The 26026-nt window shown below is 66.5% G+C and carries 29 protein-coding genes and 2 riboswitches; of the genes, 19 read left to right on the top strand and 10 right to left on the bottom strand.

Features of this window, described 5'->3' with window-relative positions:
- Positions 1-284: 284 nt before the first annotated feature.
- A complete protein-coding gene (locus tag AB0L53_RS47175) occupies positions 285-1016 on the bottom strand; it encodes a CHAP domain-containing protein (RefSeq protein ID WP_357941594.1) in 732 nt (243 codons plus the stop codon).
- Between the two features lie 14 nt (positions 1017-1030).
- Positions 1031-1185: riboswitch (cyclic di-AMP (ydaO/yuaA leader) on the bottom strand.
- A 177-nt stretch (positions 1186-1362) separates the two neighbouring features.
- The gene (locus AB0L53_RS47170; protein ID WP_364009662.1) at positions 1363-1803 is read right to left on the bottom strand and encodes an NlpC/P60 family protein; all 441 of its coding nucleotides are present in this window, start codon (positions 1801-1803) and stop codon (positions 1363-1365) included.
- 558 nt (positions 1804-2361) lie between these two features.
- Positions 2362-2508: riboswitch (cyclic di-AMP (ydaO/yuaA leader) on the top strand.
- A 12-nt stretch (positions 2509-2520) separates the two neighbouring features.
- Here AB0L53_RS47170 and AB0L53_RS47165 point away from each other — a divergent pair.
- The gene (locus AB0L53_RS47165) at positions 2521-3192 is read left to right on the top strand and encodes a CHAP domain-containing protein (RefSeq protein ID WP_364009659.1); all 672 of its coding nucleotides are present in this window, start codon (positions 2521-2523) and stop codon (positions 3190-3192) included.
- 225 nt (positions 3193-3417) lie between these two features.
- Here AB0L53_RS47165 and AB0L53_RS47160 read toward each other — a convergent pair whose 3' ends face one another.
- On the bottom strand, positions 3418-3825 hold the full coding sequence (locus AB0L53_RS47160; RefSeq protein ID WP_364009656.1) for a four-helix bundle copper-binding protein: 408 nt from the start codon (positions 3823-3825) through the stop codon (positions 3418-3420).
- A 220-nt stretch (positions 3826-4045) separates the two neighbouring features.
- Between AB0L53_RS47160 and AB0L53_RS47155 the strand changes: the two genes are divergently transcribed.
- From AB0L53_RS47155 to AB0L53_RS47110, 10 genes are all read left to right on the top strand, one after another.
- A complete protein-coding gene (locus AB0L53_RS47155; RefSeq protein WP_358176952.1) occupies positions 4046-4408 on the top strand; it encodes a BlaI/MecI/CopY family transcriptional regulator in 363 nt (120 codons plus the stop codon).
- Positions 4405-5355, top strand: coding sequence for a M48 family metalloprotease (locus tag AB0L53_RS47150; RefSeq protein ID WP_357941586.1), 951 nt, complete (start codon positions 4405-4407; stop codon positions 5353-5355). The genes AB0L53_RS47155 and AB0L53_RS47150 overlap by 4 nt, the downstream gene beginning before the upstream one ends.
- A gap of 18 nt (positions 5356-5373) precedes the next feature.
- Complete coding sequence (locus AB0L53_RS47145; RefSeq protein ID WP_358176946.1) at positions 5374-5811, top strand: hypothetical protein; 438 nt, start codon at positions 5374-5376, stop codon at positions 5809-5811.
- A gap of 153 nt (positions 5812-5964) precedes the next feature.
- On the top strand, positions 5965-7572 hold the full coding sequence (locus AB0L53_RS47140; RefSeq protein WP_364009652.1) for a VanW family protein: 1608 nt from the start codon (positions 5965-5967) through the stop codon (positions 7570-7572).
- Between the two features lie 153 nt (positions 7573-7725).
- Complete coding sequence (locus AB0L53_RS47135; RefSeq protein WP_364009649.1) at positions 7726-10164, top strand: heavy metal translocating P-type ATPase; 2439 nt, start codon at positions 7726-7728, stop codon at positions 10162-10164.
- A gap of 171 nt (positions 10165-10335) precedes the next feature.
- A complete protein-coding gene (locus tag AB0L53_RS47130; RefSeq protein WP_357941578.1) occupies positions 10336-11109 on the top strand; it encodes an SDR family NAD(P)-dependent oxidoreductase in 774 nt (257 codons plus the stop codon).
- Between the two features lie 702 nt (positions 11110-11811).
- Positions 11812-12891, top strand: coding sequence for a PLP-dependent cysteine synthase family protein (locus tag AB0L53_RS47125; protein ID WP_364009646.1), 1080 nt, complete (start codon positions 11812-11814; stop codon positions 12889-12891).
- A complete protein-coding gene (locus tag AB0L53_RS47120) occupies positions 12888-13862 on the top strand; it encodes an MFS transporter (RefSeq protein WP_364009643.1) in 975 nt (324 codons plus the stop codon). The genes AB0L53_RS47125 and AB0L53_RS47120 overlap by 4 nt, the downstream gene beginning before the upstream one ends.
- Positions 13823-13984 (top strand): helix-turn-helix domain-containing protein, encoded by a 162-nt coding sequence (locus AB0L53_RS47115; RefSeq protein ID WP_364009640.1) that lies wholly within the window; start codon positions 13823-13825, stop codon positions 13982-13984. The genes AB0L53_RS47120 and AB0L53_RS47115 overlap by 40 nt, the downstream gene beginning before the upstream one ends.
- 107 nt (positions 13985-14091) lie before the next feature.
- Positions 14092-14499: a YibE/F family protein gene (locus tag AB0L53_RS47110; protein WP_364009639.1), complete on the top strand. Its 408-nt coding sequence runs from the start codon at positions 14092-14094 to the stop codon at positions 14497-14499.
- Between the two features lie 226 nt (positions 14500-14725).
- On the opposite strand, the gene AB0L53_RS47105 is transcribed toward AB0L53_RS47110, so the two are convergent.
- Positions 14726-15445, bottom strand: coding sequence for a hypothetical protein (locus AB0L53_RS47105; protein ID WP_364009636.1), 720 nt, complete (start codon positions 15443-15445; stop codon positions 14726-14728).
- Positions 15446-15545: 100 nt separating this feature from the next.
- Here AB0L53_RS47105 and AB0L53_RS47100 point away from each other — a divergent pair, with 100 nt between their 5' ends.
- A complete protein-coding gene (locus AB0L53_RS47100; RefSeq protein ID WP_364009633.1) occupies positions 15546-16757 on the top strand; it encodes a multicopper oxidase domain-containing protein in 1212 nt (403 codons plus the stop codon).
- Between the two features lie 82 nt (positions 16758-16839).
- Here the strand turns inward: AB0L53_RS47100 and AB0L53_RS47095 are convergent, their stop codons facing one another.
- Positions 16840-17109 carry a hypothetical protein gene (locus tag AB0L53_RS47095; protein ID WP_364009630.1) on the bottom strand — a complete coding sequence of 90 codons (270 nt, stop codon included), beginning with the start codon at positions 17107-17109 and terminating at the stop codon, positions 16840-16842.
- Between the two features lie 3 nt (positions 17110-17112).
- Between AB0L53_RS47095 and AB0L53_RS47090 the strand changes: the two genes are divergently transcribed.
- The gene (locus AB0L53_RS47090; protein WP_364009627.1) at positions 17113-17301 is read left to right on the top strand and encodes a hypothetical protein; all 189 of its coding nucleotides are present in this window, start codon (positions 17113-17115) and stop codon (positions 17299-17301) included.
- A 24-nt stretch (positions 17302-17325) separates the two neighbouring features.
- Here the strand turns inward: AB0L53_RS47090 and AB0L53_RS47085 are convergent, their stop codons facing one another.
- The 5 genes from AB0L53_RS47085 to AB0L53_RS47065 form a co-directional block, all read right to left on the bottom strand.
- The gene (locus AB0L53_RS47085) at positions 17326-17946 is read right to left on the bottom strand and encodes a MerR family transcriptional regulator (RefSeq protein WP_364009624.1); all 621 of its coding nucleotides are present in this window, start codon (positions 17944-17946) and stop codon (positions 17326-17328) included.
- Positions 17947-18011: 65 nt separating this feature from the next.
- The gene (locus tag AB0L53_RS47080) at positions 18012-19013 is read right to left on the bottom strand and encodes a hypothetical protein (protein WP_357941564.1); all 1002 of its coding nucleotides are present in this window, start codon (positions 19011-19013) and stop codon (positions 18012-18014) included.
- A gap of 210 nt (positions 19014-19223) precedes the next feature.
- The gene (locus AB0L53_RS47075) at positions 19224-19670 is read right to left on the bottom strand and encodes a hypothetical protein (RefSeq protein WP_358206910.1); all 447 of its coding nucleotides are present in this window, start codon (positions 19668-19670) and stop codon (positions 19224-19226) included.
- 213 nt (positions 19671-19883) lie between these two features.
- The gene (locus tag AB0L53_RS47070) at positions 19884-20501 is read right to left on the bottom strand and encodes a DUF305 domain-containing protein (RefSeq protein ID WP_357941560.1); all 618 of its coding nucleotides are present in this window, start codon (positions 20499-20501) and stop codon (positions 19884-19886) included.
- Positions 20502-20558: 57 nt separating this feature from the next.
- A complete protein-coding gene (locus AB0L53_RS47065; protein WP_364009903.1) occupies positions 20559-20897 on the bottom strand; it encodes a DUF6153 family protein in 339 nt (112 codons plus the stop codon).
- A 132-nt stretch (positions 20898-21029) separates the two neighbouring features.
- On the opposite strand from AB0L53_RS47065, the gene AB0L53_RS47060 reads away from it, so the two are divergent.
- The 6 genes from AB0L53_RS47060 (at position 21030) to AB0L53_RS47035 (ending at position 25927) form a co-directional block, all read left to right on the top strand.
- Positions 21030-22622 carry a recombinase family protein gene (locus AB0L53_RS47060; protein WP_364009619.1) on the top strand — a complete coding sequence of 531 codons (1593 nt, stop codon included), beginning with the start codon at positions 21030-21032 and terminating at the stop codon, positions 22620-22622.
- 18 nt (positions 22623-22640) lie between these two features.
- Positions 22641-23795: a helix-turn-helix domain-containing protein gene (locus tag AB0L53_RS47055; protein ID WP_364009616.1), complete on the top strand. Its 1155-nt coding sequence runs from the start codon at positions 22641-22643 to the stop codon at positions 23793-23795.
- Between the two features lie 235 nt (positions 23796-24030).
- Positions 24031-24426 carry a hypothetical protein gene (locus AB0L53_RS47050; protein ID WP_364009613.1) on the top strand — a complete coding sequence of 132 codons (396 nt, stop codon included), beginning with the start codon at positions 24031-24033 and terminating at the stop codon, positions 24424-24426.
- 86 nt (positions 24427-24512) lie between these two features.
- Complete coding sequence (locus AB0L53_RS47045) at positions 24513-25049, top strand: hypothetical protein (protein WP_364009610.1); 537 nt, start codon at positions 24513-24515, stop codon at positions 25047-25049.
- A 30-nt stretch (positions 25050-25079) separates the two neighbouring features.
- Positions 25080-25652 (top strand): hypothetical protein, encoded by a 573-nt coding sequence (locus AB0L53_RS47040; protein ID WP_364009607.1) that lies wholly within the window; start codon positions 25080-25082, stop codon positions 25650-25652.
- On the top strand, positions 25652-25927 hold the full coding sequence (locus AB0L53_RS47035) for a hypothetical protein (RefSeq protein ID WP_364009604.1): 276 nt from the start codon (positions 25652-25654) through the stop codon (positions 25925-25927). The genes AB0L53_RS47040 and AB0L53_RS47035 overlap by 1 nt, the downstream gene beginning before the upstream one ends.
- The last annotated feature ends 99 nt before the right edge of the window (positions 25928-26026 follow it).

Here is a 26026-nt window from a genome sequence, read left to right as displayed (position 1 = left end):
CCGGCGGCGATGATCACCTGGCCAGCCGGGGAACGGCATGGACGCCCGCCTGGCCATGTCGCCGGCCGCGAAGACTCCCTTCACCGAGCTCTGCCCGAACTCGTTGACCTCCACCAAGCCGTCCTTCAACATGGCGCAGCCCAGTTGCTTCGGCAGGTTGCTGCGCTGGCGGACACCCGACCCGCAGCGACTGGTAGCCGCCACCGAGGACGGCACGGTCTATGGGTCCAAGAACGGCGGGCCGGACTTCACCGCCGCCTTCCGCCCTGCCAGATCATGAACCGCTACGCCATGATCGAACGGTGACGGCCGGCATACCGCTGCTGCCTGCCTCTGGCAGAGCTTCGACGTCTCACCTGCCTGACCACGACGGCAACGCAAAGCACGCCCGCGAACACGACCCCAGACACCGCGATGCTCTCCGTGGAGGCCGTCGGCAGGACGACATCGGTCTCCTGCGCCTTCCCCGCCGCCTGCACGACCCCTTTCCGGACCAGAGGCGTCCGCGGGTTGCCGCCCGTCAGGACGAACGTCTCACCCTCCCCGAACTTCTCCTTGACCTTGCGGGGAAGGCCGTAGCCGACGACCTTGCTCTGGTCCCTGTCCTTGCGCTTGAGCCACACCTTGTCGACGTTGGCCTCGATCGTGGAGATCTGGTCTCCCTGTACCTTCTCGACGATGCCCGCATGGTCGATCCGCTCCACATCGCGTGACCCGCTCCAGTCGTAAAAGACGATGGCGCCGGGCTCCGGCTTGTCACTCCAGGCGTCCTGCTCCTTGAACCACTTGGCGTGGTCGACGGTGTAGGCGAAATCCCCCACGTACTTCTCGACGCCCGCCTGGTTGGCGGCCCAGGTAATGAACATGTCGCACCATGGGGCGGTCTTGAAGTAGGGGTCGCTGTTGTCCACGTTGGCGTAGTACCAGTTACCGAACTTGCTGTAGCCGTCGGTTTTCTCGCGATAGCCGAGATTTTTCTGGGCAGCGTCGAGCAGCCCGTCCACAATGGATGGCATAGGTCCGGGGTTTGACCCTTTCTCCTTATGGCCTACCGGGTTAGCTGACGGGTTCGGGCCAGGAGATGACGCCCTACCGCCGCATCCGTGGCGGATTCACCCCATGCGTGGATCGCTCCAGGCTCTGGTTCCCCCGTTCCCGCGGCGCGGGCCTCGGCACCAGCCGGCCGCCTCCACCGCGAAGGCAAGTCACCGGCAAGTACGAAGGACTGTAGTAGGTAGAAAGGGTGACTGGTTACCGAAATGAGATTTTTGGCATAAAAGATCTATCCAACGCAGACCGACCAATACCGTGCGCTACACGTTGTTATACGCAAGGCAAGCACCGCAGCGGGTCAACGCGTGATCACTCAATCACCCTCACCACGCCTGCGAGATTGCGCGTGTGGGCGGGCACCAGTTTGACGACGTCCCCCGTCCGCCGGGCTTGGATCATCTTTCCGTCGCCCCAGTAGATCGCGGCATGGGAAATGTAGCCCGGGTTGGTGGGGTCCAGCCGCCAGAAGATCAGGTCACCCGATCGCATCTGGGAAAACGGGACCCGGGGTCCACTGGCGAACTGCTGATGCGTCACCCGCGGCAGCCGAATGCCCGCCCTGCCAAAGGCCCACTGGATCAGGCCGGAACAGTCGAAGGCGTCAGGTCCCTCGGCGCCCCAGACATACGGGGCGCCCAGTTTGCTCTTCGCCGCCGCGCACGGTCGGCTTGGGCGTGTAGGCCCGGAAGGTCGATGGTTCCACCCCCACCGTTCCCACCCTCCTACCGCCGAGCGGTATCGCCGCCGCATCGACGATCTCCATGGAGCTCACGCCTTTGCGTACTCGAACCCGCTCGATCATTTGTTCAGGCAGCGGACGATTCGCGACCACAAGCAGGTGTGGCTCCCGCAGACGGTCGAGGGCCGCCACAACGGGCGGTTCAGGCGCCGGCGAGGCTTTGCCCGGCTTCCCGGGTCCAGCCCGAAGACGCCGGGGCGGCTTCGCCGGTCGCTCGTAGTCGACGAGGGCTAACATCCCCGCTACCAGCGTTGCAACCACGAGTCCGGCCACTAGGTACACCGCTCGGGGCAGCACGCTACTACGGTTCATAGTCACTGCGACATTATGCACAACCCGAACAGCGACACAGCGGCCCACCGCTCAGGCACGGCACCACGCCGTGGTAAAGGTAAAGGATTAATGGCTGAACCCTAGGCCACACAGGGCATTGGGGTCGGCTTCCAAAGGTTTCGCTTGCGCTGGCCATTTGGCTTGCATACCTTTACAGGCCCAAGGCCGCAGCGTTCCGATGGTGGCCTGTAATGCCGAGACCGCGTCTCGTCTGCACCGGCGTTGTGTGCAGATCGTAGCCGCGGCCGCCGAGTCCGCTTTCTCGCGGAGCCGGGGATCCACTTTCTTGGGGTGAATCGGTGCGCCCGTCCCAACGGGGCTCCGTAGGGCACTTCCACGCCCGAACCCGTCAGCTAACCCGGTAGGCGGCATGGAAGCAAGGAGCCATTCCCCGCATGTCCAAACACCTCTTGCCGAACTACGGCAGGTCCGCCCGTAAGCACGGCCTCACCCTCGCCGCAGCGGCCGTGGCCAGTGCACTCATCACCAGTACGCCCGCCTTCGCCAGCGACCACGCCAGCGAGACCCAAACTGGCGTCTCGCGGTCTGCGACTTCCTCCCAGCCCCAGCGCCAGGTCACAGCGGACGCCGTGCTGAAGCTGGCCCAGCAGCAGGTGGGGACGACGGAGAACGCCAGCGGCGGCGGCACCCGATTCCACAGCTGGTACATGACTTCCCCCAGGGCCCAGGAGACTCTGGCCCGCGACGGAGGAAGCCTTCAGGCCTACGCCAACGCTCCGTGGTGCGCCATGTTCGTCTCTTGGGTCGGTGAGCAGACCGGCGTTAGGCCGACGATGGGATGGGACGCCTATACGGTCACATGGGCGCGGTGGTTCAAGAACAACGGACGCTGGGGCACCCTTGCCAAGCCCGGAGCCGTCGTTTACTACGCATGGGGCGGCGACAAGAGCATTACTTCCATCGACCACATGGGCCTGGTGAAGAAGGACAACCGCGACGGCACCATCACCGCGATCGAAGGCAACACCGGCAATGGGAAGGTCGAGGAGCGGGTGCGACCCAAGTCCGACGTCGTCGGCTATGGCTATCCGCAGTACAAGTCCTGACATCAGGGAAGCCGTCGCTTCGGCAATTGCTGTAAGAGAGCTGCTATGCGGCTATCCGCGCATCAGCATTAGCGGCCGATCCTACTATGTCATATAGTGAAAAGTCGGCTGGCTGGTCCTCCCGGGAGGGGACAACCGCAGCCATCCGTTCGGACGTACTCGGCATTCGCCCCCGTGATGCCGGGCACGTCGTCCTAGGAGATCGACTTCCGGTCGTGCCGAGGCCTAGCCGAGAACCCCAAGCAGGTCCCGGCAAGCGCGTTCGCAGTCACGGCAGGCCTGTGCACAGATGCCACAGTGGGCGTGCTTGGTGTGCCGCCCGCACTCGTCGCCGCACGCCTTGCATGCCTGGGCGCAGGCTTCGAGGACCACACGCGTCATGTTCGCGTCATAGCCCGTGTGCCGCGAGAGCACGCGCGCAGTGGTCTCGCAGATGTCCGCGCAGTCCAGATCGCTGCGTATGCATTTGACCATTTCGGCCACCATGTCCTCACTCAGGCAGGCGTCCGCGCAGGCCGTACACGTTTGAGCGCACCGGAGACACTCTTCGATGCATTTCGTAAGCTTCGCCTGGTCGACATCACCAAGGTCCTTGGGGTAGGCGGAGAGCATCTCCCCGACTTGCAACGTCATCTCTCGTCCTCGCTTTCGCTGCACCGGCCACCGCGACGGCGGCTCAGACCTCCGTTACCCATCCCCCCGCGCACGTAACACCTCTCCCACTACACGAAGCAGTAGATAGTCGACCGCTCCGGACGGAGATGAATGCAGGGAGACGGGCCACATCCGAGCAGCAGTCTTCGCGCCGTCGCCAACCATCGCTACTATGATGGATAGGATTAGGAGGGGCGGGATGGCGCGCGGTCTTGGTGAGCTGGAGTCCGCCGTCATGGGCCACATCTGGTCATGCGACGGCCCTGTGTCTGTTCGTGAGGTGCTTCAGGCGCTGCAGCGCCGCCGGGTCCTTGCCTACACCACGGTGATGACGGTCATGGACAACCTCCACAAGAAGGGCTTGTTGCGCCGCCACCCATCCGGCCGGGCCTACCTGTACGAGCCCGTGATGAGCCACGAGGCTTACAGTGCCCAGATCATGCAGGAGGCCCTGGCCAAGGGCGGCAACCAGGCCATGACGCTCGTCCATTTCCTGGAGCGGCTCACCCCTGAGGAGCACGCTGCCCTCGATGCCGCCATTCACCGAAGCGACCAGCAGTGATCGTCGAGGGCGCCCTTGTTGCGCATGCGGCGATCACGGCATGGGGACTGCCACGACTAATCATGCGCAGCCAACGGCTTCGCGACTCTCCCCGGCTGTCGATCGCCGCGTGGCTGGCCGGCTGTGCATCGGTGATCGCGTCGGGAGCCTTGGCCGGGCTGCAGCTCGCCTTCCCCGCCCACGCCATCGGGGACGAGGTCGCCGCGCTGATCATGGCCTGTGGTGAGATGCTGTCGGGTCATGTTTCTCCGTTCACGGCCCGCCCGCTGGCCGCGCTGGCGGGCCTGTCCGTCGCCGGCGGCATCGCCATCAGGGTCGGCTGGGCCAGCCTGACCGTGCTCTGGACCGGACGGCGTTGCCGAATCAGGCACCGGAAGGCTGTCCGGCTGATCGGACGCGAGCGGCAAGAGCTCGGCGCGCTCGTCGTCCAGCACGACGAGCCCGCTGCCTATTGCGTCCCAGGCCGCCGCGCTGTGATCGTGATCACCAGTGGAGCACTCGCGGCGCTTGATCACCGTCAGGTGGCTGCGGTGCTCGCCCACGAACGGGCCCATGTGACCGGCCGTCATCACCTCCTGCTCACGGCCGCCCAGGTCGCCGCCAAGGCATTTCCCGGACTTCCCGTGTTCGCCGCGACGGGAACCGCGGTGCCCCACCTTGTAGAGCTGCTGGCCGATGACGTCGCCGCACGGAAGCATGCGCGCGGCGTAATCGCGTCGGCGCTGATAGCCGTCGCCAGGGCATCCACCCCCGCGGCCACCTTGGGAGCCGGCGGCGAGTCGACCGTCACCCGTGTCAAGCGCCTGCTCAGCCCCGTCACGCCGGCCTGCGGGCGCGACAGAGTGCTTGGCATTCTCGGTGTCAGCGGGCTGTTGGCGGCGCCGGGGTTCGCGCTGATCGTCCCCTCCTTGATCACCTTTCTGATTTCCTGCCCGGTCATCGGGTAGTCGAAAGGACCTCTCGCGATGCGTATCTGGACCAGGAGACAGTGGCTCGTTGGATTCGTGGCCGGGTGCGTCACCGCAGTGATCGTCGGCGTTCCCACCGGGATCATTCCCACCTCGTACTTTTCTCGCATGACGCCGGTGTTGTGGTGGAACTACCCGGTGTGGCTGCTCACCGCGATCCTGAGCGGTCTGATCGTCGCCACCTATGTCGCCCCGGTTCAGCCCCCGCCGAGCCAGCAGAAGAAGACGCTGAGCGGAGGGTTGCTCTCTGCCTTCGCCGTCGGCTGCCCCATATGCAACAAGCTCGTCGTCACCGCTCTCGGGACGAGCGGCGCACTCACCTACTTCGCTCCGGTGCAGCCTGTACTGGCGATCGCCTCGGTGTTCATGCTCGGCGAGGCGCTCCGCCGCCGGATGCGCGCCCTCAAGATTTGCCCTACCTACTATGAACGTTAGTAGAGATGGCTACACTCTTCCCATGCGCGATCCACGGCTAGGGATGTCTGCCTACCGTCCCGCGACGCCATGAACCGCTCGACGAGCACCCAGCCAAGCCCGCCGGTGTCTCGGAGCGGCTCCCGGCGTGCCCTGCGGAGTCGGCGGGCCCGGTTGGCCGTCGTCGTGACCGCCGTCATCGCCGTTCCAGTGCTGGCTTACGCCCTGCCCGCCATCGCGCTTGCCGGAGAGGTTCCGCCGGGCACACGTGTCGACAACGTCGACATCGGCGGTCTGTCTCCGGCCGAAGCCCGCTCCCGCTTGGAGCGGGAGTTCGGCAAACGGACCGCGCTTCCGCTCGCGCTTGTCGCGGTCGGCAAGACCAGACGGGTGACTCCCACCGACCTGGGCCTGGCCTTCGATGCAGAAGCAACCGTACGGGCCGCCCTCGACGGCGCGACCACGCCGGCGGGCATCCTCCGATCACTCTTCGGCAGCCGTCAACTCCAGCCAACGGTCACCGTGGACGAGCAGCGCCTCACCACCAAGCTCGCCGACCTGGCCAAGAGCATCGATGCCACGCCCCGCGAGGGCACCGTACGGTACCGCGGGCTCGAACCTCAGGTCGTACGGCCCAAAGCCGGACGCGCTCTCGACCGTGAAGCCGCAGGGAGAGCCATACGCGCGGCCTTCACCAGCAAACGCCAGTCAGTCGACCTGCAAGTACGTGCGCTGCCCCCCATAACCCCCGCCGCCGAAATGCAGGCTCCGCTGACCCTGGTCAACGGCGGCAAGCGGGCCACCGTATCCAGGGTTCAACTGGCCGCCGGGATGCGCTTCGTCTCTGATGGCCAGGGCAAGCTGCGCCCCTCCTACAACGCCTCCCGGATCAGGACCGACCTGGACAAGTCCCTGTTCGAGGCCGCTCAACGCCCCAGGGACGCCTCGTTCAAGATCTCGAACGGCAAGCCGCAGCTCATCCACGCCCGCGTTGGACGCGGTATCGACGTCCACGCCCTTGGCACGGCGATCTCCGCCACTCTGGCGGCGGGCGGCCGACGTGTGGACGTGCCCGTCGCCCTGACACAACCTCGGGTGATCACCGAGGCGGCCAAGAAGCTCGGCATCAAGGAGAAGGTCAGCTCCTTCACCACCCGCCATCCCTGCTGCGCGCCACGCGTGACCAACATCCACCGCATCGCCGACATCGTCGATGGATACGTGGTCAAGCCCGGCGAGACGTTCTCGCTCAACGGCCTGGTCGGCAAGCGGGACAAGGCACGCGGCTTCGTCGAGGCACCCATGATCCTTAACAACCGGTTCGTCAACGACGTCGGCGGCGGCGTCTCGCAGTTCGCCACCACCATGTTCAACGCGGTGTTCTTCGGCGGCTTCCAAGACGTGCAGCACACTCCGCACCAGTACTACATCTCCCGATACCCGGCCGGACGTGAGTCCACGGTCTCCTTCCCCCAGCCCGATTTCCGCTGGCGCAACGACTCCCCGTACGGCGTGCTGATCAAAACCTCGTACACGGGCACCTCGATCACCGTCCAGTTCTGGAGCACCAAGCGCTACGACATCGAGTCGCAAAGCTCATCCCGCTACCAGGTCAAACCCATCACCACGATCACCGACTCCGGCCCCGAGTGCATCCCGATGGGCGGCGCCGAGGGCTTCACCATCGACGTGTGGCGCATCTTCAAAGAGAACGGCAAGACCGTACGCAAGCAGCAGTTTCACACCGTGTACGCCCCCGAACCCCGCCTCACCTGCACTTAAGGGCTCTTGGGGTGGTCGGTGCGATCCGCGGCGTGGAGTCGGCGAGCGCCATGACTGGGCGTGAGCCTCAGTCCGGAGCCAGGAAGAGTGAATCTACGATACGTGATAGGAGAGTGCCTGCCGGGCACCCTCCGGTGTGAAGGAGGCAGGCCCGTGACAGGTCCCATGCATGCCCACCACGATCATCACAAGGGCTCCCGCACCGCGATCCTGGACGTGAGCGGCCTCCAGTGGGCGTCGGAGCAGAACGCCGTGGCCGCCCGGCTCGGCCGCCGGCCAGGCGTGCTCGACGTCGAGGTGAATCCGGTCGGCCAGACGGCGACGGTGGTGTTCGACCCGTCCCGGACGTCGCTGGCCGACCTCCGGAAGTGGGTGATCGAGTGCGGTTACCACTGCGCCGGGCAGGCGGTGCCGTCTCACATCTGCGACCCGATGGCCGAACCCGGCCAGCCTCGTCAAAACATACCGGGGAGCCACGCAGCGCCCGCACACGTAGAGCATCAGGCAGAACACGGCGACGGCCGGGAGCCATCCTCTCCGCACGAGATGATGGGACATGGCGGGCACGCCGGCATGTCGATGGCCGCGATGGTGGCCGACATGCGTAACCGGTTCCTGGTGGCGGCGCTGCTGTCGGTTCCGATCGTGGCGTGGTCGCCGATCGGCCGAGACGTGCTGGGCTTGAACCTGGCGGTGCCGTTCGGGCTGCGCATAGACGTCTGGGCGTTGCTGCTCAGCCTGCCGGTGATCTTCTATTCGTGCTGGATCTTCTTCGACGGGGCAGTGCGGGCACTGCGGGCGCGCACCCTGGACATGATGGTGCTGGTCGCCGTCGCAGTGGGCGCAGGCTGGCTGTACTCGGTGGTGGTGACCCTCACCGGCGGTGGGGAGGTGTTCTACAAGGCGGCCACCGTGCTGGCCTCGTTCGTGCTGCTGGGGCACTGGTTCGAGATGCGCGCCCGGGGCGGCGCCAGCGACGCCATCCGTACCCTGCTCGACTTGGCCCCGCCCAAGGCGGTCGTTATCCGCGACGGACAGCCGGTGGAGGTGCCCACCGCCGAAGTGGCCGTCGGGGATCTGCTGCTGATCCGCCCGGGGGCCAAGGTCCCCGTCGACGGCGTCGTCGAGGAGGGCGAGAGCGAGGTGGACGAATCCATGGTCACCGGCGAGAGCCTCCCGGTGCACAAGCGGCCGGACTCGGCCGTCGTCGGAGCGACCATCAACCGCAACGGCACGCTGCGGGTGCGGGCCACCAACGTCGGCGCCGACACCGCGCTGGCCCAGATCGTCAAGCTCGTCCAGCAGGCCCAGAACTCCAAGGCCCCCGGGCAGCGTCTGGCCGACAGGGCCGCGTTCTGGCTGGTGTTCGTCGCTTTGATCGGCGGTGGACTCACCTTCGCCGTCTGGTTGCTGGCCGCCGGTCGGCCGTTCAGCGCCGCGATCCTGTTCGCCATCACGGTGGTGGTCGTCACCTGCCCGGACGCGCTCGGCCTGGCCACCCCTACGGCCATCATGGTAGGCACCGGGTTGGGCGCCAAGCGCGGCGTACTGTTCAAGAACGCCATGGCGCTGGAGACCTCCGCACGTATCCAGGTCGTGGTCATGGACAAAACCGGCACCCTGACCAAGGGCGAACCCGAGGTCACCGATGTGATCACCGACGGCTGGACGGAAGACGAACTGCTGCGGTTGGTGGCCGCCGTGGAACGCGAATCCGAGCATCCCCTGGCCGAGGCGATCGTCCACCATGTCGACGCGCGTGGCCTGGGCATCGTGCGCGCCGACCGGTTCGAGAACGTGCCGGGGCATGGTGCGATCGCCGAAGTGACCGGACACACCGTGGTCGTGGGCAACCGGCGCCTGCTGGAGCGCGAGGGAATCGAGTTGAGCGAACTCGGTCCGCGCCGTGAGGAGGTGGCCGCCGGCGGCCGGACGGCGGTCATGGTGGCCGTCGACGGCACGGTGGCCGCGGTGATCGGCATCGCCGACGCGCCCCGCGAGACCTCCGCGGCGGCGGTGGCCGCCCTGCACGAACTCGGCGTCGAGGTCGTCATGCTCACCGGCGACAACGCCGCCACCGCCCAGCGGATCGCCGAACGACTGGGCATCGACACCGTGATCGCCGAAGTGCTGCCCGGCGACAAGGCCGCCAAGGTGGGCGAACTGCAGGCGGGCGGACGAAAAGTCGCCATGGTCGGCGACGGCGTCAACGATGCGCCCGCCCTGGCCCAGGCCGACCTGGGCATCGCCATCGGCGCAGGCACTGATGTGGCGATCGAGACCGCCGACGTGGTGCTCATGCGCTCCGACCCGCTGGACGTGCCCACCGTACTGCGCATCGGCCGCGGCACCCTGCGCAAGATGCGTCAGAACCTCGGCTGGGCGATCGGCTACAACGCCATCGCCCTGCCCATCGCCGCGGGCGTCTTCGAACCCGCCTTCGGCCTGGTGCTGCGCCCCGAGATCGCGGCGCTGTCGATGTCCGGCTCCAGCGTCATCGTCGCCGTCAACGCCCTGGCACTCAAACGCCTGCGCCTGCCCGTCCCAGGCAAGGTCGAAGCCGCAGACGCCGAACCTCTCCCGGCCCGATGAGTCGCCCATCCCTCGCTCGCGCTGCACAGCACCTTCCAGGCAGCGATGTGATTGAGGCGTACCACCAGATCTATGAGGACGCGATCATCGCGGAAGCGACCCGGCAAAGTCTGTTCACGGGGCGGTTGCTACTGTCTCCACGCATTTGTCCTCAAGATCGGCGGTCATGGCATGAGGTTCGCGCAGAAGTACGGGAAGTGGGCGGTGATCGCCGGCGCCTCCGAGGGCATCGGCGCCGCGTTCGCGGGCGCGCTGGCCGAGCGGGGGCTCAACCTGGTGCTGGTCGCCCGGCGTCCGGAGCCGCTGAGCGAGTTGTCCACGCAGCTGGGCGTCCAGACGATTACCGTCAGCGCCGACCTGTCCACCGCGGACGGGCTGGCTGAGGTGTTCGCGGCCACGGAGGACCGCGAGGTCGGACTGGTGGTGTGCAACGCGGCATACGCGCCGGTCGGTTCGTTTCTGGACCTCGATCAGGCCGCGCTGACCGCGATGCTGGACCTGAATTGCCGCACTCCCCTCCTGCTGGCGCGGCACTACCTGCCGGCGATGGCGGCCCGGCACCGTGGCGGGCTCGTGGTGATGTCCTCACTGGCCGGCAATCAGGGCTCGCCCGGCATTGCGGCGTACGCGGCGACCAAGGCGTTCGGCGCCGTGCTGGCCGAGGGGCTGTGGTCGGAGCTTCACGGCAGCGGTGTCGATGTCCTCACCTGCGTCGCCGGGGCGGTCGCGACACCGAACCTGCGCGAGGCCATGGCCAAGCCGGCCCCCGGCACGGTCACGCCCGACGTCGTGGCCGCCGCCGCCCTGCGGGCACTTGGGCGAGGACCACGTATCGTCCCGGGTGCACTGATGCGTGCCTGCGCGCCGCTGATCAGCCATCTGCTACCGCGCCGGACCGCCATCACCCTGATGGGCCGCGCATCGCGAGGCCTCTCGGCACCCTGAGTCTCGGCTTGGCAGCGCCTACGGATTGACGGCAGGCCACAGTATGTACGATCTTGTGTAGTAGATACTCATCTCGACCGAACGTGAGCCCAAGATACGGCGCCTCTTAGGTCATTTGCCACGTCGCCGTCGATCGCGTGACGGCAGGTTACAGACTCTGCCTTTGATTACTCAACGTCTACAGGTGATTTACAGTTAGCGATGTAGCGTTGCGTCTGTGATCGTCGGCGGCCGCGCATCCAATCTCACGCCTCGCGTGCGTGCGCGGCTATGGCTTGGCGGGCTCGCGATCATCGCCGTCCTCCATCTCCTGATGTGCGGTCTAGGGCACCATGCTCACGGCAGCCCGCTGTCATCTTCACGTCACGCTCACTCCACCGCGCAGGCGAACGAGCTGCCGGACCCCGGCACGGGCGGCGATCGGCACTTGACGTCGTGCGAGTGTCTCTCCGTCCAACCGCCGTCGGAGTTCACACCTGCTGGTGCCGAGCGTTGCCGGGTGACCGTGCCTGTCGCAGGCGTGGTGGCTGGACTCTCGCGTTCAGTTCTGTCTGCCGGTCTGTCACGAGCTGATTCGCGTGCGGGCACTTCCCTGCTGTCTGTGGTGTGCGTTTCTCGGGTGTAGTCGTCCCTGGCGTGTGCCTTGTCTGGCCGCGCCTGCCGTACATCCATGTGTAGCCATCAGGGGCGAGGACTTACATCATGAACACCATCTATTGGCGTCAGCCTGCCCGAATACGGGCGGCCACCCGGCGTACCTCTCTCGCGGGACTTGTCGGCGGTACGCCTGTCCTGCGGATCCCGGAGCTGTGGGGCGGCGGTTCGCACCGCTTCTGGGCCAAGCTGGAGGGTCACAATCCCGGGGGGATCAAGGACCGACCTGGACTGTACATGATCGGTCAGGCGCGGTGCCGGGGGCAGCTGCGGCCGGGTGAGCCGATCATCGAATCCACCAGCGGCACGCTTGGCCTGGGGCTGGCGCTGGCCGGGATCGTCTACCGGCATCCGGTCATCCTGGTCAGCGATCCGGGGATGGAGCCGATGATGCACCATCTGCTCAGCGCGTACGGCACGCAGGTGGAAACCGTGACTCGGCCGCATCCTGTCGGCGGCTGGCAGGAGGCCAGGCGCCAGCGGGTGCGTGAGCTGAAGCTGGAGTATCCGGGCGCGTACTGCCCGGACCAGTACAACAACCCCGACAACATCAGTGCCTACGATTCGCTGGCCCGTGAACTGGCCGAGCAGGTGGGTGGCGTCGACATCCTGGTCTGCAGCGTCGGCACCGGTGGACACAGCGCGGGCGTGTACCGCACGCTCAAGCGACTCTGCCCAGAGGTACGTCTCGTGGGCGTGGACACGATCGGGTCGACCATCTTCGGCCAGCCTGCCCGCCCTCGGCTGATGCGCGGCCTGGGCAGCAGCATCCACCCCGGCAACGTCGCCTACGACAGCTTCAGCGAGGTCCACTGGGTGGCACCGGCCGAGGCGGTGTGGGCCTGCCGCCAGCTGGCCGCGGGGCACTACGCCTCCGGTGGATGGAGCGTTGGCGCGGTCGCGCTGGTCGCCTCTTGGCTGGCCAGAACGCAACCCGCTGGTACCCGCATCGCGGCGATCTTCCCCGACGGGCCACAACGATACTTCGACACGATATTCAACGACGTCTACTGCGCCGAGCACGGCCTGCTCGACTGCGAGCCCGAAACCGAACCCGACCACATCGGCCACCCAGCGGACGCCGAGGTGACGCGCTGGACCCGGTGCACGACGGTCGTGGCCCCGTGACGGCCACGGTGGCGCAGGTGCGCTCGTTCAACCGGCCGATCCAGCTGCTACTGGTCAACCAGCTCACCATCAACATCGGCTTCTACATGCTCATGCCCTACCTGGCCACCTACCTGACCAGCGACCTGGGGCTGGCCGTATGGCTGGCCGGATTGATCCTCGGCGTGCGAAACCTCAGTCAGCAGGGCATTTTCCTGCTCGGCGGCAGCCTGGCCGATCGGATCGGCTACAAGCCGATGATCCTGGCCGGGCTGCTGCTGCGGACGGTGGGGTTCGCGCTGCTCGGGCTGGTCCAGGCCGTACCAGCGCTGATCGTCGCCTCCGTGCTGACCGGGTTGGCAGGCGCGCTGTTCAATCCTGCCGCCCGCGTCTACCTGGCGCGGGAAGCGGGCGAGCGCAAGGTCGAGGCGTTCGCCGTCTTCAACGTGTTCTACCAGTGCGGGATCCTCATCGGCCCGCTCATCGGCCTGCTGCTGCAGGCCGCAGCCTTCCGGATCACCTGCCTGGTCGCGGCGGGGCTGTTCGCCGTCCTGGCCGTTGCCCAGGCTCGCGCGTTGCCCGCGCGCCGCGGTGGCCGAGCGGGCGCGCCGGGCGGCATGCTGCGCGACTGGCGGAGCGTGCTGGCCAACCGGCCCTTCCTGCTGTTCTCGCTGGCGATGATCGGCTCTTATGTGCTCAACTTCCAGGTCTACCTGAGCCTGCCGATCGAGGTACGCCGCGCCACCGGCGGGGAGCTCGGCACCTACTACGGCTTCTACAACACCCTGTCCGGGCTAGGCATCGCGGCTGGGAACCTCGCGACCGGCGCCGCCCTGGATGCCGGTTGGTTGCTCGGGTTGCCGACGCTGCCATGGTGGATGCTGGTCGGGCTCGGATCGGCCTGCGCGGGAGCCGTGTTCGCGCTGAGCAGGACCGGGTGGTTGCCGACAAGATGCGCAAAGACCTCGCGCGTCGCGCCGGCCTGTCGGTAGGCACCTTCTACCTGTACTTCGAAGGCAAGGACGACCTGTTCGTCAACCTCGTCGTCACCTACACCGGCTTGCTCCAGGCACGGCTGCGCCAGGCGTACGAAAGGCGAGGGCACATCCCGTGAGCGACTGGCCATGGCGCCGGACGCGTACCTCGACTTCGTCACCGAGACCGAACCCGGCTTCCTGCACTTCCTGGAGGCCGGAAACGTGCAGACCACCGTCGGCCCGCTTGTACCGCGCCGCGGCGCGGATCGGACGCGCCCACATCGCCTCGGTGATCAACACGATCATCCTCGCCTACGCGGGCCCCTCGCTGCCCCTGCTGTTGTTGATCAGCATCGGCGAGCAACCCCTCGGCCAGGCGCTGACCAACCCGATGGTGACCCAGGAGATCATCCGCAGCGTCGTGGGCACCCTGGGGCTGATCTCCGCCGTACCCATCACCACCGCCCTGGCCGCCCTGACCCAGGCTCGCCAGGCCACCTCCACGGACCAACCCGTTCAGGACCAGTCCGATAACGACCGGCCTGCCCACGACCAACCGGGCCAGCCTCAACCGCTGAACGCCAGGCACCGCCGCGCCACGGATGCCAGTTGGGATTCCGAGCCCGAATCAGTGTTCTGGCAGACGCGGTGAGGTCGCTAACAGGATGCGGTCGGCGATGTCGCGCAGTCGTGCGTCGTGACTGACCAGGATGACGCTCCGGCCGTCCTGGGCGGCCAGGTCGCAGGTGCCGAGCGACCTCGCGGCCCGCGCCGGACCACTCTTCGATAGAGCCTTGACAGACGTGATGGCACGAGGCCACGAGGGCTCGTGCCACCACATCTACTATGAACGATAGAACGTTAGCGCGGGATACGGCTCAGTGCCCGGTGTACCGGAAAATCCACAGGCCGCTGTCCCGGTCGCTGCCGAAGAAGTACGTCTTGCCCTTGATCTTCTGAGCCTCGATGCCCCAGAAGTTGTTGCCATTGGCGTCCACATAACGGCCGACCTCCTGGATACCGTGATTGCCGACCTTGATGACACGTACGCCGCCCGCATAGTAGGACAGGTACGCCAGGTCGTCGCGGCCCGGATCGGTGGCCACCTCATGCACGGTCAGGTCGCCGGATCCGGTGGCGAATGCAGGGTCCAGCCCTTCCTTGATCGCGTAGTTGTCGATCTCCTTGAGCGTGCGCGCGTCGAGCAGGTGCACGGTCCCCCACCCGTCATACGTGGACGAGGCCCTGACCCCGGCGCCGATCGTGCCGAGCGCGGGCATGTCCGAGCCCTCCGGCTGGGAGGTGTACTCCGGCGAGTCGCCGAACAGCAGGTGCCCGGCCCGGTGGCCCAGGCAGATCGCCGACGCGGTGACCGTGAACTCATGGCCCTGGGACCCGCACAGGTACGACTCGCTGAACCGCCCCGCGCTCGTGGCCACATGGCTCTGAATGACGATCACCTTGTCGTAGCCGGCGAGTTGCCCGGACTCGACCTTTTTGGAGAAGAAGCAACCGCCACGGGTGAACACCACGACGTCGGCGCTGGTGGACGCCTTGGTGGGCACCTCGGCCCGGTCGCTGACGCCGTTGCCGTTCACGTCCTCCTCACACCCGCTGCCGCCCCAGACGGTCGTGCCGCCCTGGAAGTTCTGGCCGATCGGGACGGTCCAGTCGAACTCGCCCGCGCCGTAGGTGCCCGTGTTCGGCCCGCTGGTGATCGCGAAGGCGGTGCGGTTGGGCGAGAAGTCCTCATCGGTGCCGACGATGAACTTGTCGTCGCGGGTCCACTCCGCCTGGTGGCCGTTGCCCTCCGGCGGGCTGAAGCCGAGCAGCCAGCTGGACCGCGGCCTGTACGCGCCGCTGATCGTGGAGGACCCGCGCGAGCCGCTGGACTACGACGAGGAATGGGTCGTGGTACTCGACGACTGGCTCGACGGTGTCACCGGCAACCCGGACGAGGTACTGGCCGAGCTCTCGCGCGGTATGAGCGGCATGATGCAACCGAGCTCGTCGGCGTCCTCGATGCCCGGAATGGACCACGGCAGCATGAACATGACGCCCAGCCCATCATCGGGCATGGGCAACCACATGCTCATGGGGGCGACAAGTCCGCTGCTGGGCGGCGACGCGGGCGACGTGCGCTACCCGCACTTCCTGCTCAATGGCCACATCCCGGCAGATCCGGCGACCTTCCGCGCCAAGCCGGGCACCCGGCTACGCATCCGGATCATCAACGCGGGCGGCGACACCGCCTTCCGCGTCGCTCTCGCCGGCCACCGGCTGACCGTCACCCACACCGACGGCTTCGCCGTACAACCCGCCGACACCGACGCGCTGCTCATCGGCATGGGCGAACGCTACGACGTCCTGGTCACCCTCAAAGACGGCGTCTTCCCCCTGGTCGCCCTGGCAGAGGGCAAGGACGCGCTGACCCGGGGCCTGATCCGAACCAGCACGCAAGCCTCCGCGCCAAACCCCACGCTGCGCCCCAAAGAGCTGGACAGCGACGTCATCGACTACGCCAAGCTCCAACCCCAGGACGCCGTACGACTCCCACAGAAGCAGCCGGATCGGACCATCAGGCTGGAGCTCACCGGCAGCATGATGGACTACAGCTGGGCGATCAACGGCAAGAAGTACGACCCGAGGACCATCACGCCCATCCGATCAGGAGAACGGGTCCGCCTCTCCTTCGTCAACCGCACCACCATGTGGCACCCGATGCACCTGCACGGACACACCTTCGCCCTGCCCACCGGCATCCGCAAGGACACCGCCATCGTGATGCCCAACGACAAGCTCGACGTGGACTTCAACGCCGACAACCCGGGCATCTGGATGATCCACTGCCACAACGTCTACCACGCCGAGTCCGGGATGATGACCCTCCTCGGATACCAGCAGACCTGATCCGCGACGACCGCGGACCGTCGTTGGATCGCTCTTCGAGCGCGTCGCCACGAGAGGCTTCATGCTGTACACCGTAGCGACACTATGACTTGACATAGACATAATGGAGCCGCGCTCTCGTGATCATGAAGCCCAGGCTGCGCAAACTCGCCCTGACCGCGCACATCACCTGCTCGGTGGGCTGGATCGGCGCGGTCGCCGCCTCCCTGGCTCTGTCCATCGCCGCCATGAGCAGCCAGGACATCACTATGGTGCGGGCCGCGTACCTCACGCTGGACGTGATCGGCTGGTACGTCCTCGTTCCCGTGAGCATCGCCTCGCTGGCCACCGGACTGCTGCGGTCATGGGGCACCAGATGGGGACTGTTCCAGCACTACTGGGTGGTGATTTCACTGCTCATGGGCACAAGGGCAGGGTCGCGGCGGACGCCGACACCGCCTCGCTCGCGCTCGCGCTGGTCGGCGCGGCGCACCAGCTCCTGCTCACCCGTGGCCTGTATGCCCCCGACCTGCGTGAACGCTGCGCCAGGTGGTCACGGCGTTGATAGCGGGCGTCACCTGAGATCTGCCTACCCGGTGGCCTTTGCCTGCCTCCTGCCGACGTGGCAGTCCGCTCGGGCGAGCCGTCGCAGCGCGTCGAAGAGCTTTTCGTAGAAGACGGCGGCCTGCGTCAGCGGCGGAGTTCGACGCGACGTTCTGACCAGGCGCATTTCGATGGCGACCGTTTCCCTGGCGAGCCGTGCGTATCCGGCCAGCAGGGCGGGCTGGAGGTCGTGGCCGAGCTCTTCGAAGGCCACGAGCACGTCCGCCACCGTGTCGAGCGCTTCCGCCTCGAGCTGCACCCGCCATCCGCCCGCGAGGAGCAGGTTGATCAGCTGTTCCCTGGTCTGGCCCCACTTGGCGGGCCGAATCGGGGTGCGCCGCGAACCCGCGGGCGGGTGTTGCCGTACCGGCTGCGACGGGTCCTCCGTCGCGTCGATTAGTGTGCGGATGGTGGGCAGTGACAGGTCGCCGATCTCTACCAGAGCCCGGATCAGCCGTAGGCGATAGAGGTGGCCGTCGTCGTATTCGACCTGGTTGCAGCGCAGCGGACGCCCAGGAGGAAGCAGGCCCTCGCGCCGGTAGAACTTGATCGTAGCGATTGACAAGCCGCTCTTGTTGCTCAGCTCGCCTATCCGCAAGGTGCTCACCCCTACCGGTTCGAGACGGACATCAGCGGGGTGAGCCCCACCCACCCCGCTGACCTGTATTGCCGTTATGCGTGCCGACGGACCTGGGCGAGGAACGCGTCCTGCTGCGTGCCGTTCAGACGCGCCACACCCGGAACCGTGCTGAAGGTGCGGACCACGCCGCCGTCCAGCAGGTACCGGCCTTCGGGTGAAAGTACGACCTGCCGGCCGTCGGTCCGCTTGCCGTCCAGGATCAGTACATACTGCTGGCCAATCTGGTAGGCCGGGTCGTCGGCGATGCCGGAGGCGTCGTCACCGGTCCTGAACAGCGTGACCGTCGCGTCCGCGGACCCCTTGAGGGTCTCATCGGTCCGCAGGGTGATCGCCTGGGTGGGCACCCGGTCTACTCCGCCCGGCTCGGCCTGGGCTCCGACGACCAGGTCGTCTGCCTGACGCACCTCGGTCACAGTCGCCCGCACCACGGCGCTGCCCATCCGTACCGCCTGGCTCAGTGACCTGGGCTGGCTGCGCCAGATGGCCGCGTACTGCGGCGGGCCGCCGATCGTCTCGGTGCCCTCGACCGCCGCCGTGTGGTGCGAGGTGCGGTACATGGCCGAGATGTCGTTCCAGTTGTGCTGGACGGTGTTAGTGAGGTTGTTGTAGTAGCCCATCCCCATGCAGCCGTCGTTGGAGTGGTCCAGCCCGAACAGGTGGCCGACCTCCTGGCAGAAGATGCCGGTCTTCTCGGCCGAGGTGTAGCTGTAGTAGTAGTTCAGCCGGGCATGACCGTGGGTGATGTGGCTGCCGGAGGTGTAGTTGATGATCTCGGCGAGGCCGCCCCAGCCGGTGTTGCCATAGTTGCCGTCGAAGACACTGATGTCGGTGTGGGAGCCCACACGGGGCAGGGACAGGAGGGTGTGGCTGTCCCAGTCGTTGATGGACGCCTCGGCCTGGCTGAAGTTGGTCGCGGTGTCCTGGATCTGGATGGTGACGGTGGCGCCGTAGCGGTTCCAGTGCCAGCTGCCCCACTGGTGCGCGAACGCGGGTGGCGTTGTGGAGACCAGGACGAGTCCGATCGTTGCGGCCATTGCGAGTGCTGCCCTGATGGGTCGCAAGGCTGCACCTCCTTCGACACGGGGGGGTGAAAGTGCGGAAGGCACGTGCCAGCGTTTGTTACGCATGTCAGATCTGAGGCGAACGAAACGTAACAGGCTGGTCAAAGCCGGACAAGAGGGCATGGCGATTCCGCATTACCGCATCCCGTCAACCTGCGGCAATCGTCGTGTCGAGCTGATAGGTCAACTATCAGCTATAGGAGCGCGGCGCAGCCATCGATAGAGAACCAGCACTCCGCCCACCAGCGCGACACCTAGGAAGACCAACAGGTACGGGGAGGTCCCGCCCTGCTCGATGGCGATCGACCTGGTACGAGTACAGGCGTTGTCCTGGAACGGACTGCTCGCGTTGAGCGGATGGAACTCGTACCGCGCACCGGTCTTATACGTCCGATCAGCCGTAGTAATACCGCTCTCCGACGGCGTACCGACCACTTGGACGTCCTGACCGTCGTCCGTGCGTACGTGCGCGACGCGCCCCTCTCGCTCCACCGACAGCACCACGCCGATGAACACGTGCGGAGAAGGCGGAGGGGTCCCTGTGCAGTCGGCGAGAGCAGCTGCCGGCGCGACCGCCAGGGCCGCGCCCACGATGGCGCATAGGAGGCTGATCCGCAGTATGGCGGCCATACCCTTTTGACGTTTCGCAGCCCCTAGACGTTCACCAACTCGTATCCGGCCTCTTCCACGCCGGAGGAGCCCCAGGTCAAGCGTGGTCACGAACAGCCCCTTATGCGCCTCGGCGGCGGCTGTGGCGCCCCCAGCGGTACGGAGCCGGCCGCGAAAGGGTATGGCCTCGCTGAACCATGGGCACCCGGGCCGCAGCCCGGGTGCCGCTGTTGGTCAGAGTCGCTTGAGCAGGCCCTGCATCTGCTCGACTTCCGTCTGCTGGGCGGTCTCGATGGTCTTGGCCAGAGCCTTGGCCTCAGGGTTGGAGCCCTGGGACTGCTCGGTGCGGGCCATCTCAATCGCCCCGTTATGGTGAGCGGTCATCAGCTGGACGAACTGCTTGTCGAACGCGGCGCCCTTGGCCGCCTCCAGCTTCTTCATGTCCGCCTCGGACATGATCCCGGGCATGTTGTGACCCATGCCGCCGGAGGGCGCGGGCTTGCCCCAGGTCTTCAGCCAGCCCTGCATGGTCTGGATTTCCGGATCCTGCGCCGCCTTGATCTTCGCAGCCAGCTCCTTGACCTCCTTGTCGCTCGCGCGCGTCTCCGCCATCTCGGCCATCTCGACCGCCTGCTGATGGTGCGGGATCATCATCTGCGCGAACATCACGTCGGCGTCGTTGAACGCCGCACTACTCGACTCGGTCGCGGTCGGAGCACTGCTCGCTTGGCTAGCGGCCGGAGCGCTGCTGGACATGGTGGACATGTCGTGCTCGCTGCCCCCGCCGCACGCCGTTAGCAGCGCCAGGGCGCCTGCGGCGATGCCGATGCTGAATACCCGGTTCGTGGTCATATTTGGCCATCTCTCTGCTGGTCTGCGTACGGGTCCTGAGCTGCCAAGCAGCCGGGCCTATATGCGCAGCACCGATAGGTGAGCCAGCCGTATCGAGGTCGGCGAGGGAGGCGGCCTAGCCGTCCGGGCCACCCAGGAGGGCCTGCTGGACTCGGCCTCCGGTGTCCACCGCGCCAGAGCGGCGCTCGCGATCAGCGCGATTGTCAGAAGCGACGTCAGTACGGCAAGGCAGACAGACGTCGGGTCGAGCCCGGGCATCTCATCGTTCAACACCCGACTGGCGTAGGACGGCAGCGCTGCAGCCGCTTGGTGCGACTCCATGGCGCGGTCGCCGGACATCTCGCCCATGGCCACGTGCCCGAGCGTGTGCATCCCACAGACGCCAAGTACGAGCATGACGAACAGGAGCCAACGCCCGGCAGCCAGCCCGGTAACGCGGATTGACCTGCCCATCGTCCCCCGAATCGCAATGGCGCCCTCCTCGTACATGAGACATCTTACGAGGATGGGTCGTAGAACATTGCGGCATTGCACGATCTGGAGCAGGCCGGAGTCGCCCTGTTCGCCGCCGACGAGCCCATCACCTTGAACGGCAAGCGCGCCGACAAGGTGCCCCACCCGGTGCCCGCCAAAGCCGCCGAAGGCAAGCACAAGACGCGCCTGATCCCCGATCCCATCAAAGGACCGATCGTCACTCAGATCTACACCTGGCGGGTCACCGAGCACCTCGGGTACGGCGACATCGTCGATCGGCTCAACGCCGACCTGGACCGCTATCCCCCAGGGCAGTCGCTCAATCCCAATTACCGCGGCACGCCCGGATGGGGGCGCTCTGCCATCGTCGAAATCCTGAAGAACCCCAAGTACACCGGCTACATGGTGTGGAACCGCAAGGCCACCACCAGCCGCAAGGGCAAAGGTCGGGGCACAAACAACCCGCCCAGCGCCTGGGTCTGGTCCGACTACCCCACGCACGAACCGCTCGTCACCTGCGAGATGTACGACGCCGCCCAAGGCGTCGGCCGGCAGCGTGCCCGTTCGCGCGTCGGCTCAACGGTGAACAAGCATCCCCAGACCAAGCGGACCTATGTGCTGAGGTCGTTCGTTGTATGCGAGATCTGTGGCACCCGCATGTACGGCAAATGCGATCTGCGTCATGCCGCCAAGACCGTCTACATGTCCTGCCAGCCGGGTCAGAACCGCAAGAACCGAGCGGTTCCGGAAGGCCACCGCACTGGCATTCGAGTCCGTGAGGACCATCTCCTCACGGCCGTTCACGACCTGTTCGCGCGTCGCGTGTTCGGACCGCACCGCCGTGAACTACTGGCAGTCGAACTGCCCAAGACCGACCAACGGGCACTGACGGACTGGAAGGCGACCCGGGGGGCGGTGAGTCGGACTCTGACCGAGTTGGGCCTGCGCATAGACCGACTGACCCGGCAGTTCGAGGAGACCGACCTCAATCCGGTCCTGGCACAGAAGCTGAACGTCCGCTTCATCGAGTTGCAGTCCGACCACCGCGCCAGGTCCGACCGGCTCGCCGAACTCGACGCCAACCCGCCTGAACCCGACCACGCGGAAGATCTGATCGACCGCCTGCCCATCCTGACCGGCAACTTGGCGCACGCCCCGGAGGAACTCCAGCGTGAACTGTTCGAGGTCTTCAAGCTGGAGATCCGCTACGACGCCCGCACCAACCTCGCCACCATCAGGGTCACGCTGGACAGTGACACGATCGGCCATCTGATGACGGTGAGCAGAAAAGTGGTAAGTGAGCTGTCACCTTCCGGCAGGCCCGTAACCTGCACCGTGTCGGTCGGGTCGAGACCGCCTGGCGCATCAGCGACCGATCGCCTCCCGACGCATCGCGGTGAAGCAAGTCGGGCGAACCGCCCTCAACAAGACGAAAACGGGCCCCCTTTGCCCCGAAAGGCGAAGAGTGCCCGCTACGCAGATCTGATGAGTGCCCCCTGTAGGATTCGAACCTACGCACCCGGCTCCGGAGACCCCTTCACGATCAAGCATTTACCTGCGCATTCTTCCCGGAACGGTAAGGGTGGAACGTGCGTGGCACGTGACACGTCCAAAAGCGCCAGCGGTACCGCAACTGATGGGCTGTGACGGCCTGCCGGACGCCGCATGACCGCCTTCAAGGCGGACCCGACAGATCAGGCACCCCTCGGCGGCGCGCGAAAGCGCGCCGCTCGCATTTCAGACGCGCCTGACTTCACACGGTCGCCGCCCAGAGCGCTGATCGCCGCGGCGGTACCGCGCGGCATGCGGCGCGCGTCGTCGCAGAAGGCGTTCCTCCGCGCCCTGCGGGAGGATCCCGGAGTCCTGGACCTCCGCTACGACGGGTACGGCAACCTCTTGCGCGTCGCCCAGATAGTCGCCTGGGCGGCTGACTGGAAGACGATGTGCTCCCGGCCGACTATCGCCAAGATCGTTGAGGAGACCGGCCTGTCCAAGGCGACCGTCAAGCGCTGGATCAGGTGGCTGCGCGAGCACGGCTGGTTGGGCGTGGTCGAGCAGGGCTCCACCGTCCGCTTCCGCAAGGGTACGAGCGCGGGCCTGGACGATGACGGCCTGGGCAATCGCGCGGCCCTCTGGGTGATCTGCATCCCTCGCGACATCGCGCGTGTTTCGACCCCCGGCACCCCATCTGACGAGGAAAGATGCGTAAGTGAACCCCCCTCCTTGTCTCTCCCTAGGAGAGACAAGGAAGATCCCACGCGCACGCGCGAGGCCCCTCGCCGCGCTCGCGGCAACCCACGCATCTCGCCGACCTGGGGACTGCACCAATCGCCGAGGACCAAACGTGATCGACTCGCTGCCTGCGAACGTCTCCGGCAGGAATCCAGCGTGCTGCGCCGGATGACGGCCTGGTACCTGCGGTGGCTGCTGCGCGCCTTCCTGCTCGCCGGCTGGACGCCCGCGGACGTGCTCCACGCGCTCGACGTCCGCCCGGACGACAGCGTCTGGACCTACACGTGGTCCAGTGCGGACGAGCTACGGCACATCCCCGGCTGGGTTCGGAACCGCCTCGCGGCCTGGGTGAGCGGGGATGGCCAAGTTCTGTCGTCTCGGTCGCAGCGCGTGGCCGCAATCGCGCGGGAGGTGGAGGAGCTGAGGCGCCGCCGCGCCGAGGAGCAGGAGCGGCGTCTGGCGCAGCGCGTGGACGCGGGTGGCCAGGACGGGCCGGCCGCGCGCGCGCGGGCGCTGTTGGTGGCGACGAGTCCGAGCTTCGCTGCCGCGTTGCGTCGGACTGGCCAACGTCGCAGAAATGCACGCTAGACCTGTCGTTGTCCACGGAGATGCGCGATCAGGTCCGGTCCGGTCGCAGTGGTACCGGACACGTCCTAGATCCGCGTGGAGCGATTACAAGGCATCTGAGGTGCGGTTTCCTGACTCAGATGCATTGTCCCCTTTAGGTATACATACGTTCGGTGATCCTGATAAGATCGAGATCCAACCGAATATCAAGATCACATAGCTCCTCACCAGCGGAAACATCGAAAGGACACGGCACATGAACGCCCCCGCCACCACATTCGATCCGATCCCCTCCGATGCCATCCCCCTCCCCGCCGACATCGCCTCCTGGGCCTTGTCCGCGAAGGGCGGTAGCGTCGACCACGCGATGAACGCCATCGCCTACAGCGTCGCCGCGCACCTCCACGGCGCCACCATCCACCACCTGCGATGGGACGCGGTGCTCCACGAAACGCTCTGGGAGTGGCGCAACTTCGCCACCAACTACGTCGCGGCGCACTTCGCGGACAACTACAGCAACTTCTACGACGGTCTCACCTTCGACCAGCTCACCAGCAAGGACGCCACGCAACTACTCGGCGCCCTCGTCGAACTGGCCACCAAGCAACTGCCTGAAAGTGACGGCCACCTCGCCAGAACCTTCATTGCGTAACAACAAGCGACAGCGGTTCCGAAAGCACAACACGCCTCGCCCGACCCGGGCGGGGCGTTCCTGTTCACGCAGAGAGGCAGCCCCCGATGACCACCACCACGGCGACCGTCGCCACCCCGCCCGAGATCGGCGAGCAGCTCGTCCAGCTCCTCCGCGCCGCCGATCAGTGCACCAACCAGGTAATCGCGCGCGAACCTGGTGTGTTCGGCCACCTCCGCGCGGCGCTCCTTGAGCTGCTGCGGACCCAAGGCTGGGGGCAGGCCCAGGCTGAGGAAGTGGTCACCACCGTCGTGGGCGACCCGAGCGCCACGCTGCGGGAGACGATGCGCACCCTCCAGGTGCCCGTCGTCACTCGCTGGATGGCCGAGCAGGTCCGCCACGCGATCTGCAGGCAGTTCGGCATCACCCCGGACGCGCCGCCGGAACACGGCCCCGAACTTCGACCCGAGTGGGACGACGACAACCACCAGTGGGTCATCACCTGGCCTTTCGATGGGTGGACCTACACCTTCCCGCACGGCGGCGAAGACGAGAACGGTTGCGAATACCCCGAGGTCCCGCTCCCGCCTGGCGTGTGGGTCGAGCGGATCAGCGCCTTCGCCATATCCATCAACGCCCGCTGACCTCAACAAGCCCAACGAAAGGACATCATCATGCAGACGATCACCCGTACCCGCGCCAAACTGCTCAAGGCTGTGGAGGAGTGCCGCGACGCGGGCGGCACCACCACCCACATGCTCCACACCATCGCCCGCATGACGACCGGCCCGGCCGCGGCCCCGCCGCAGTTCGAGCGGGAGACGGCCAACGTGTTCGACACGGCAGGCTTCTACTACCTCGACCTGTCCAGCGAGTACGAGCGCACGACCGGCGCCACGCCGTACCCGTGGCAGACGGCATCGTTCGACGACCTGACTGGCGACGACCAAATGAAGGTCATCCAGTACGTCATCAACGAGTTCGGCGAGCCCGACGTACAGACCGAGAAGCCCGCCCCGATGGTGCTCGCCGACCACCTACTCGACGGGCTGAGGGTGATCAGGAAGCTGCGCGTCGAGTGCGGCGACCACATTCGCCCCGCCGAGAACCGGGTACGGACCGCGCTGGTAGCGCTGCTGAACACGCAATCGGTGACGGGCAGCCTCGCCCTTGAGGCGATCGGGCACGCCCTGGCAACCGGCTGCGGCATCCACCAGGCCGTCGCGGAGATGGACGGGCAGCTCTGATGGCGTTGCCCGTCGTCATCCCGATCTTTGCCTTCTACGGCGAGGTCCCGCTTGCTGGCCAGGTGTTCGTGAAGCCGGACGGCCTGTTCCACTGCGGGTGCGGCAACATCCCTGAGTACGGCGGATTCCACCCCTGCGACCGCGCCGGGAAGCTCATGGCAGGCCGCCGCTACACCAACGGCGAGGAGAACCCCTCCTGGGAGGGCTACTACCTGTGCGGCGGCTGTGGCCAGGTGGTCGTGGACGCCCGCAGCCTCACGTTTCCCCCCTCGTAAATGCCAGTGGCCGGACCTGTCATCAGGTCCGGCCACCGAAGAAACCCCCGCGCCACCACAACGCGGAAGAGAAACCAGCCACCGCCAGAAGATCCGGTG

The sequence above is a fragment of the Nonomuraea sp. NPDC052129 genome (genome assembly GCF_040680095.1).
Classification (GTDB): domain Bacteria; phylum Actinomycetota; class Actinomycetes; order Streptosporangiales; family Streptosporangiaceae; genus Nonomuraea.
The sequence above is the reverse complement of the archived record's forward strand: the minus strand, read 5'-3'. Positions and strand labels throughout refer to the sequence as shown.

Bases quoted from the DNA above. Each gene is read 5' to 3' on its own strand.
- AB0L53_RS47170 (WP_364009662.1), bottom strand. From the start codon at position 1,803: ATGCGGCGGCGATACCGCTCGGCGGTAGGAGGGTGGGAACGGTGGGGG.
- AB0L53_RS47040 (WP_364009607.1), top strand. From the start codon at position 25,080: ATGCAGACGATCACCCGTACCCGCGCCAAACTGCTCAAGGCTGTGGAG.
- AB0L53_RS47160 (WP_364009656.1), bottom strand. From the start codon at position 3,825: ATGACGTTGCAAGTCGGGGAGATGCTCTCCGCCTACCCCAAGGACCTT.
- AB0L53_RS47130 (WP_357941578.1), top strand. From the start codon at position 10,336: ATGAGGTTCGCGCAGAAGTACGGGAAGTGGGCGGTGATCGCCGGCGCC.
- AB0L53_RS47050 (WP_364009613.1), top strand. From the start codon at position 24,031: ATGAACGCCCCCGCCACCACATTCGATCCGATCCCCTCCGATGCCATC.
- AB0L53_RS47175 (WP_357941594.1), bottom strand. From the start codon at position 1,016: ATGCCATCCATTGTGGACGGGCTGCTCGACGCTGCCCAGAAAAATCTC.
- AB0L53_RS47115 (WP_364009640.1), top strand. From the start codon at position 13,823: ATGCGCAAAGACCTCGCGCGTCGCGCCGGCCTGTCGGTAGGCACCTTC.
- AB0L53_RS47055 (WP_364009616.1), top strand. From the start codon at position 22,641: ATGACCGCCTTCAAGGCGGACCCGACAGATCAGGCACCCCTCGGCGGC.
- AB0L53_RS47070 (WP_357941560.1), bottom strand. From the start codon at position 20,501: ATGACCACGAACCGGGTATTCAGCATCGGCATCGCCGCAGGCGCCCTG.
- AB0L53_RS47035 (WP_364009604.1), top strand. From the start codon at position 25,652: ATGGCGTTGCCCGTCGTCATCCCGATCTTTGCCTTCTACGGCGAGGTC.
- AB0L53_RS47065 (WP_364009903.1), bottom strand. From the start codon at position 20,897: ATGCTCGTACTTGGCGTCTGTGGGATGCACACGCTCGGGCACGTGGCC.
- AB0L53_RS47145 (WP_358176946.1), top strand. From the start codon at position 5,374: ATGCGTATCTGGACCAGGAGACAGTGGCTCGTTGGATTCGTGGCCGGG.
- AB0L53_RS47075 (WP_358206910.1), bottom strand. From the start codon at position 19,670: ATGGCCGCCATACTGCGGATCAGCCTCCTATGCGCCATCGTGGGCGCG.
- AB0L53_RS47125 (WP_364009646.1), top strand. From the start codon at position 11,812: ATGAACACCATCTATTGGCGTCAGCCTGCCCGAATACGGGCGGCCACC.
- AB0L53_RS47090 (WP_364009627.1), top strand. From the start codon at position 17,113: ATGGGGACTGTTCCAGCACTACTGGGTGGTGATTTCACTGCTCATGGG.
- AB0L53_RS47045 (WP_364009610.1), top strand. From the start codon at position 24,513: ATGACCACCACCACGGCGACCGTCGCCACCCCGCCCGAGATCGGCGAG.
- AB0L53_RS47165 (WP_364009659.1), top strand. From the start codon at position 2,521: ATGTCCAAACACCTCTTGCCGAACTACGGCAGGTCCGCCCGTAAGCAC.
- AB0L53_RS47155 (WP_358176952.1), top strand. From the start codon at position 4,046: ATGGCGCGCGGTCTTGGTGAGCTGGAGTCCGCCGTCATGGGCCACATC.
- AB0L53_RS47080 (WP_357941564.1), bottom strand. From the start codon at position 19,013: ATGGCCGCAACGATCGGACTCGTCCTGGTCTCCACAACGCCACCCGCG.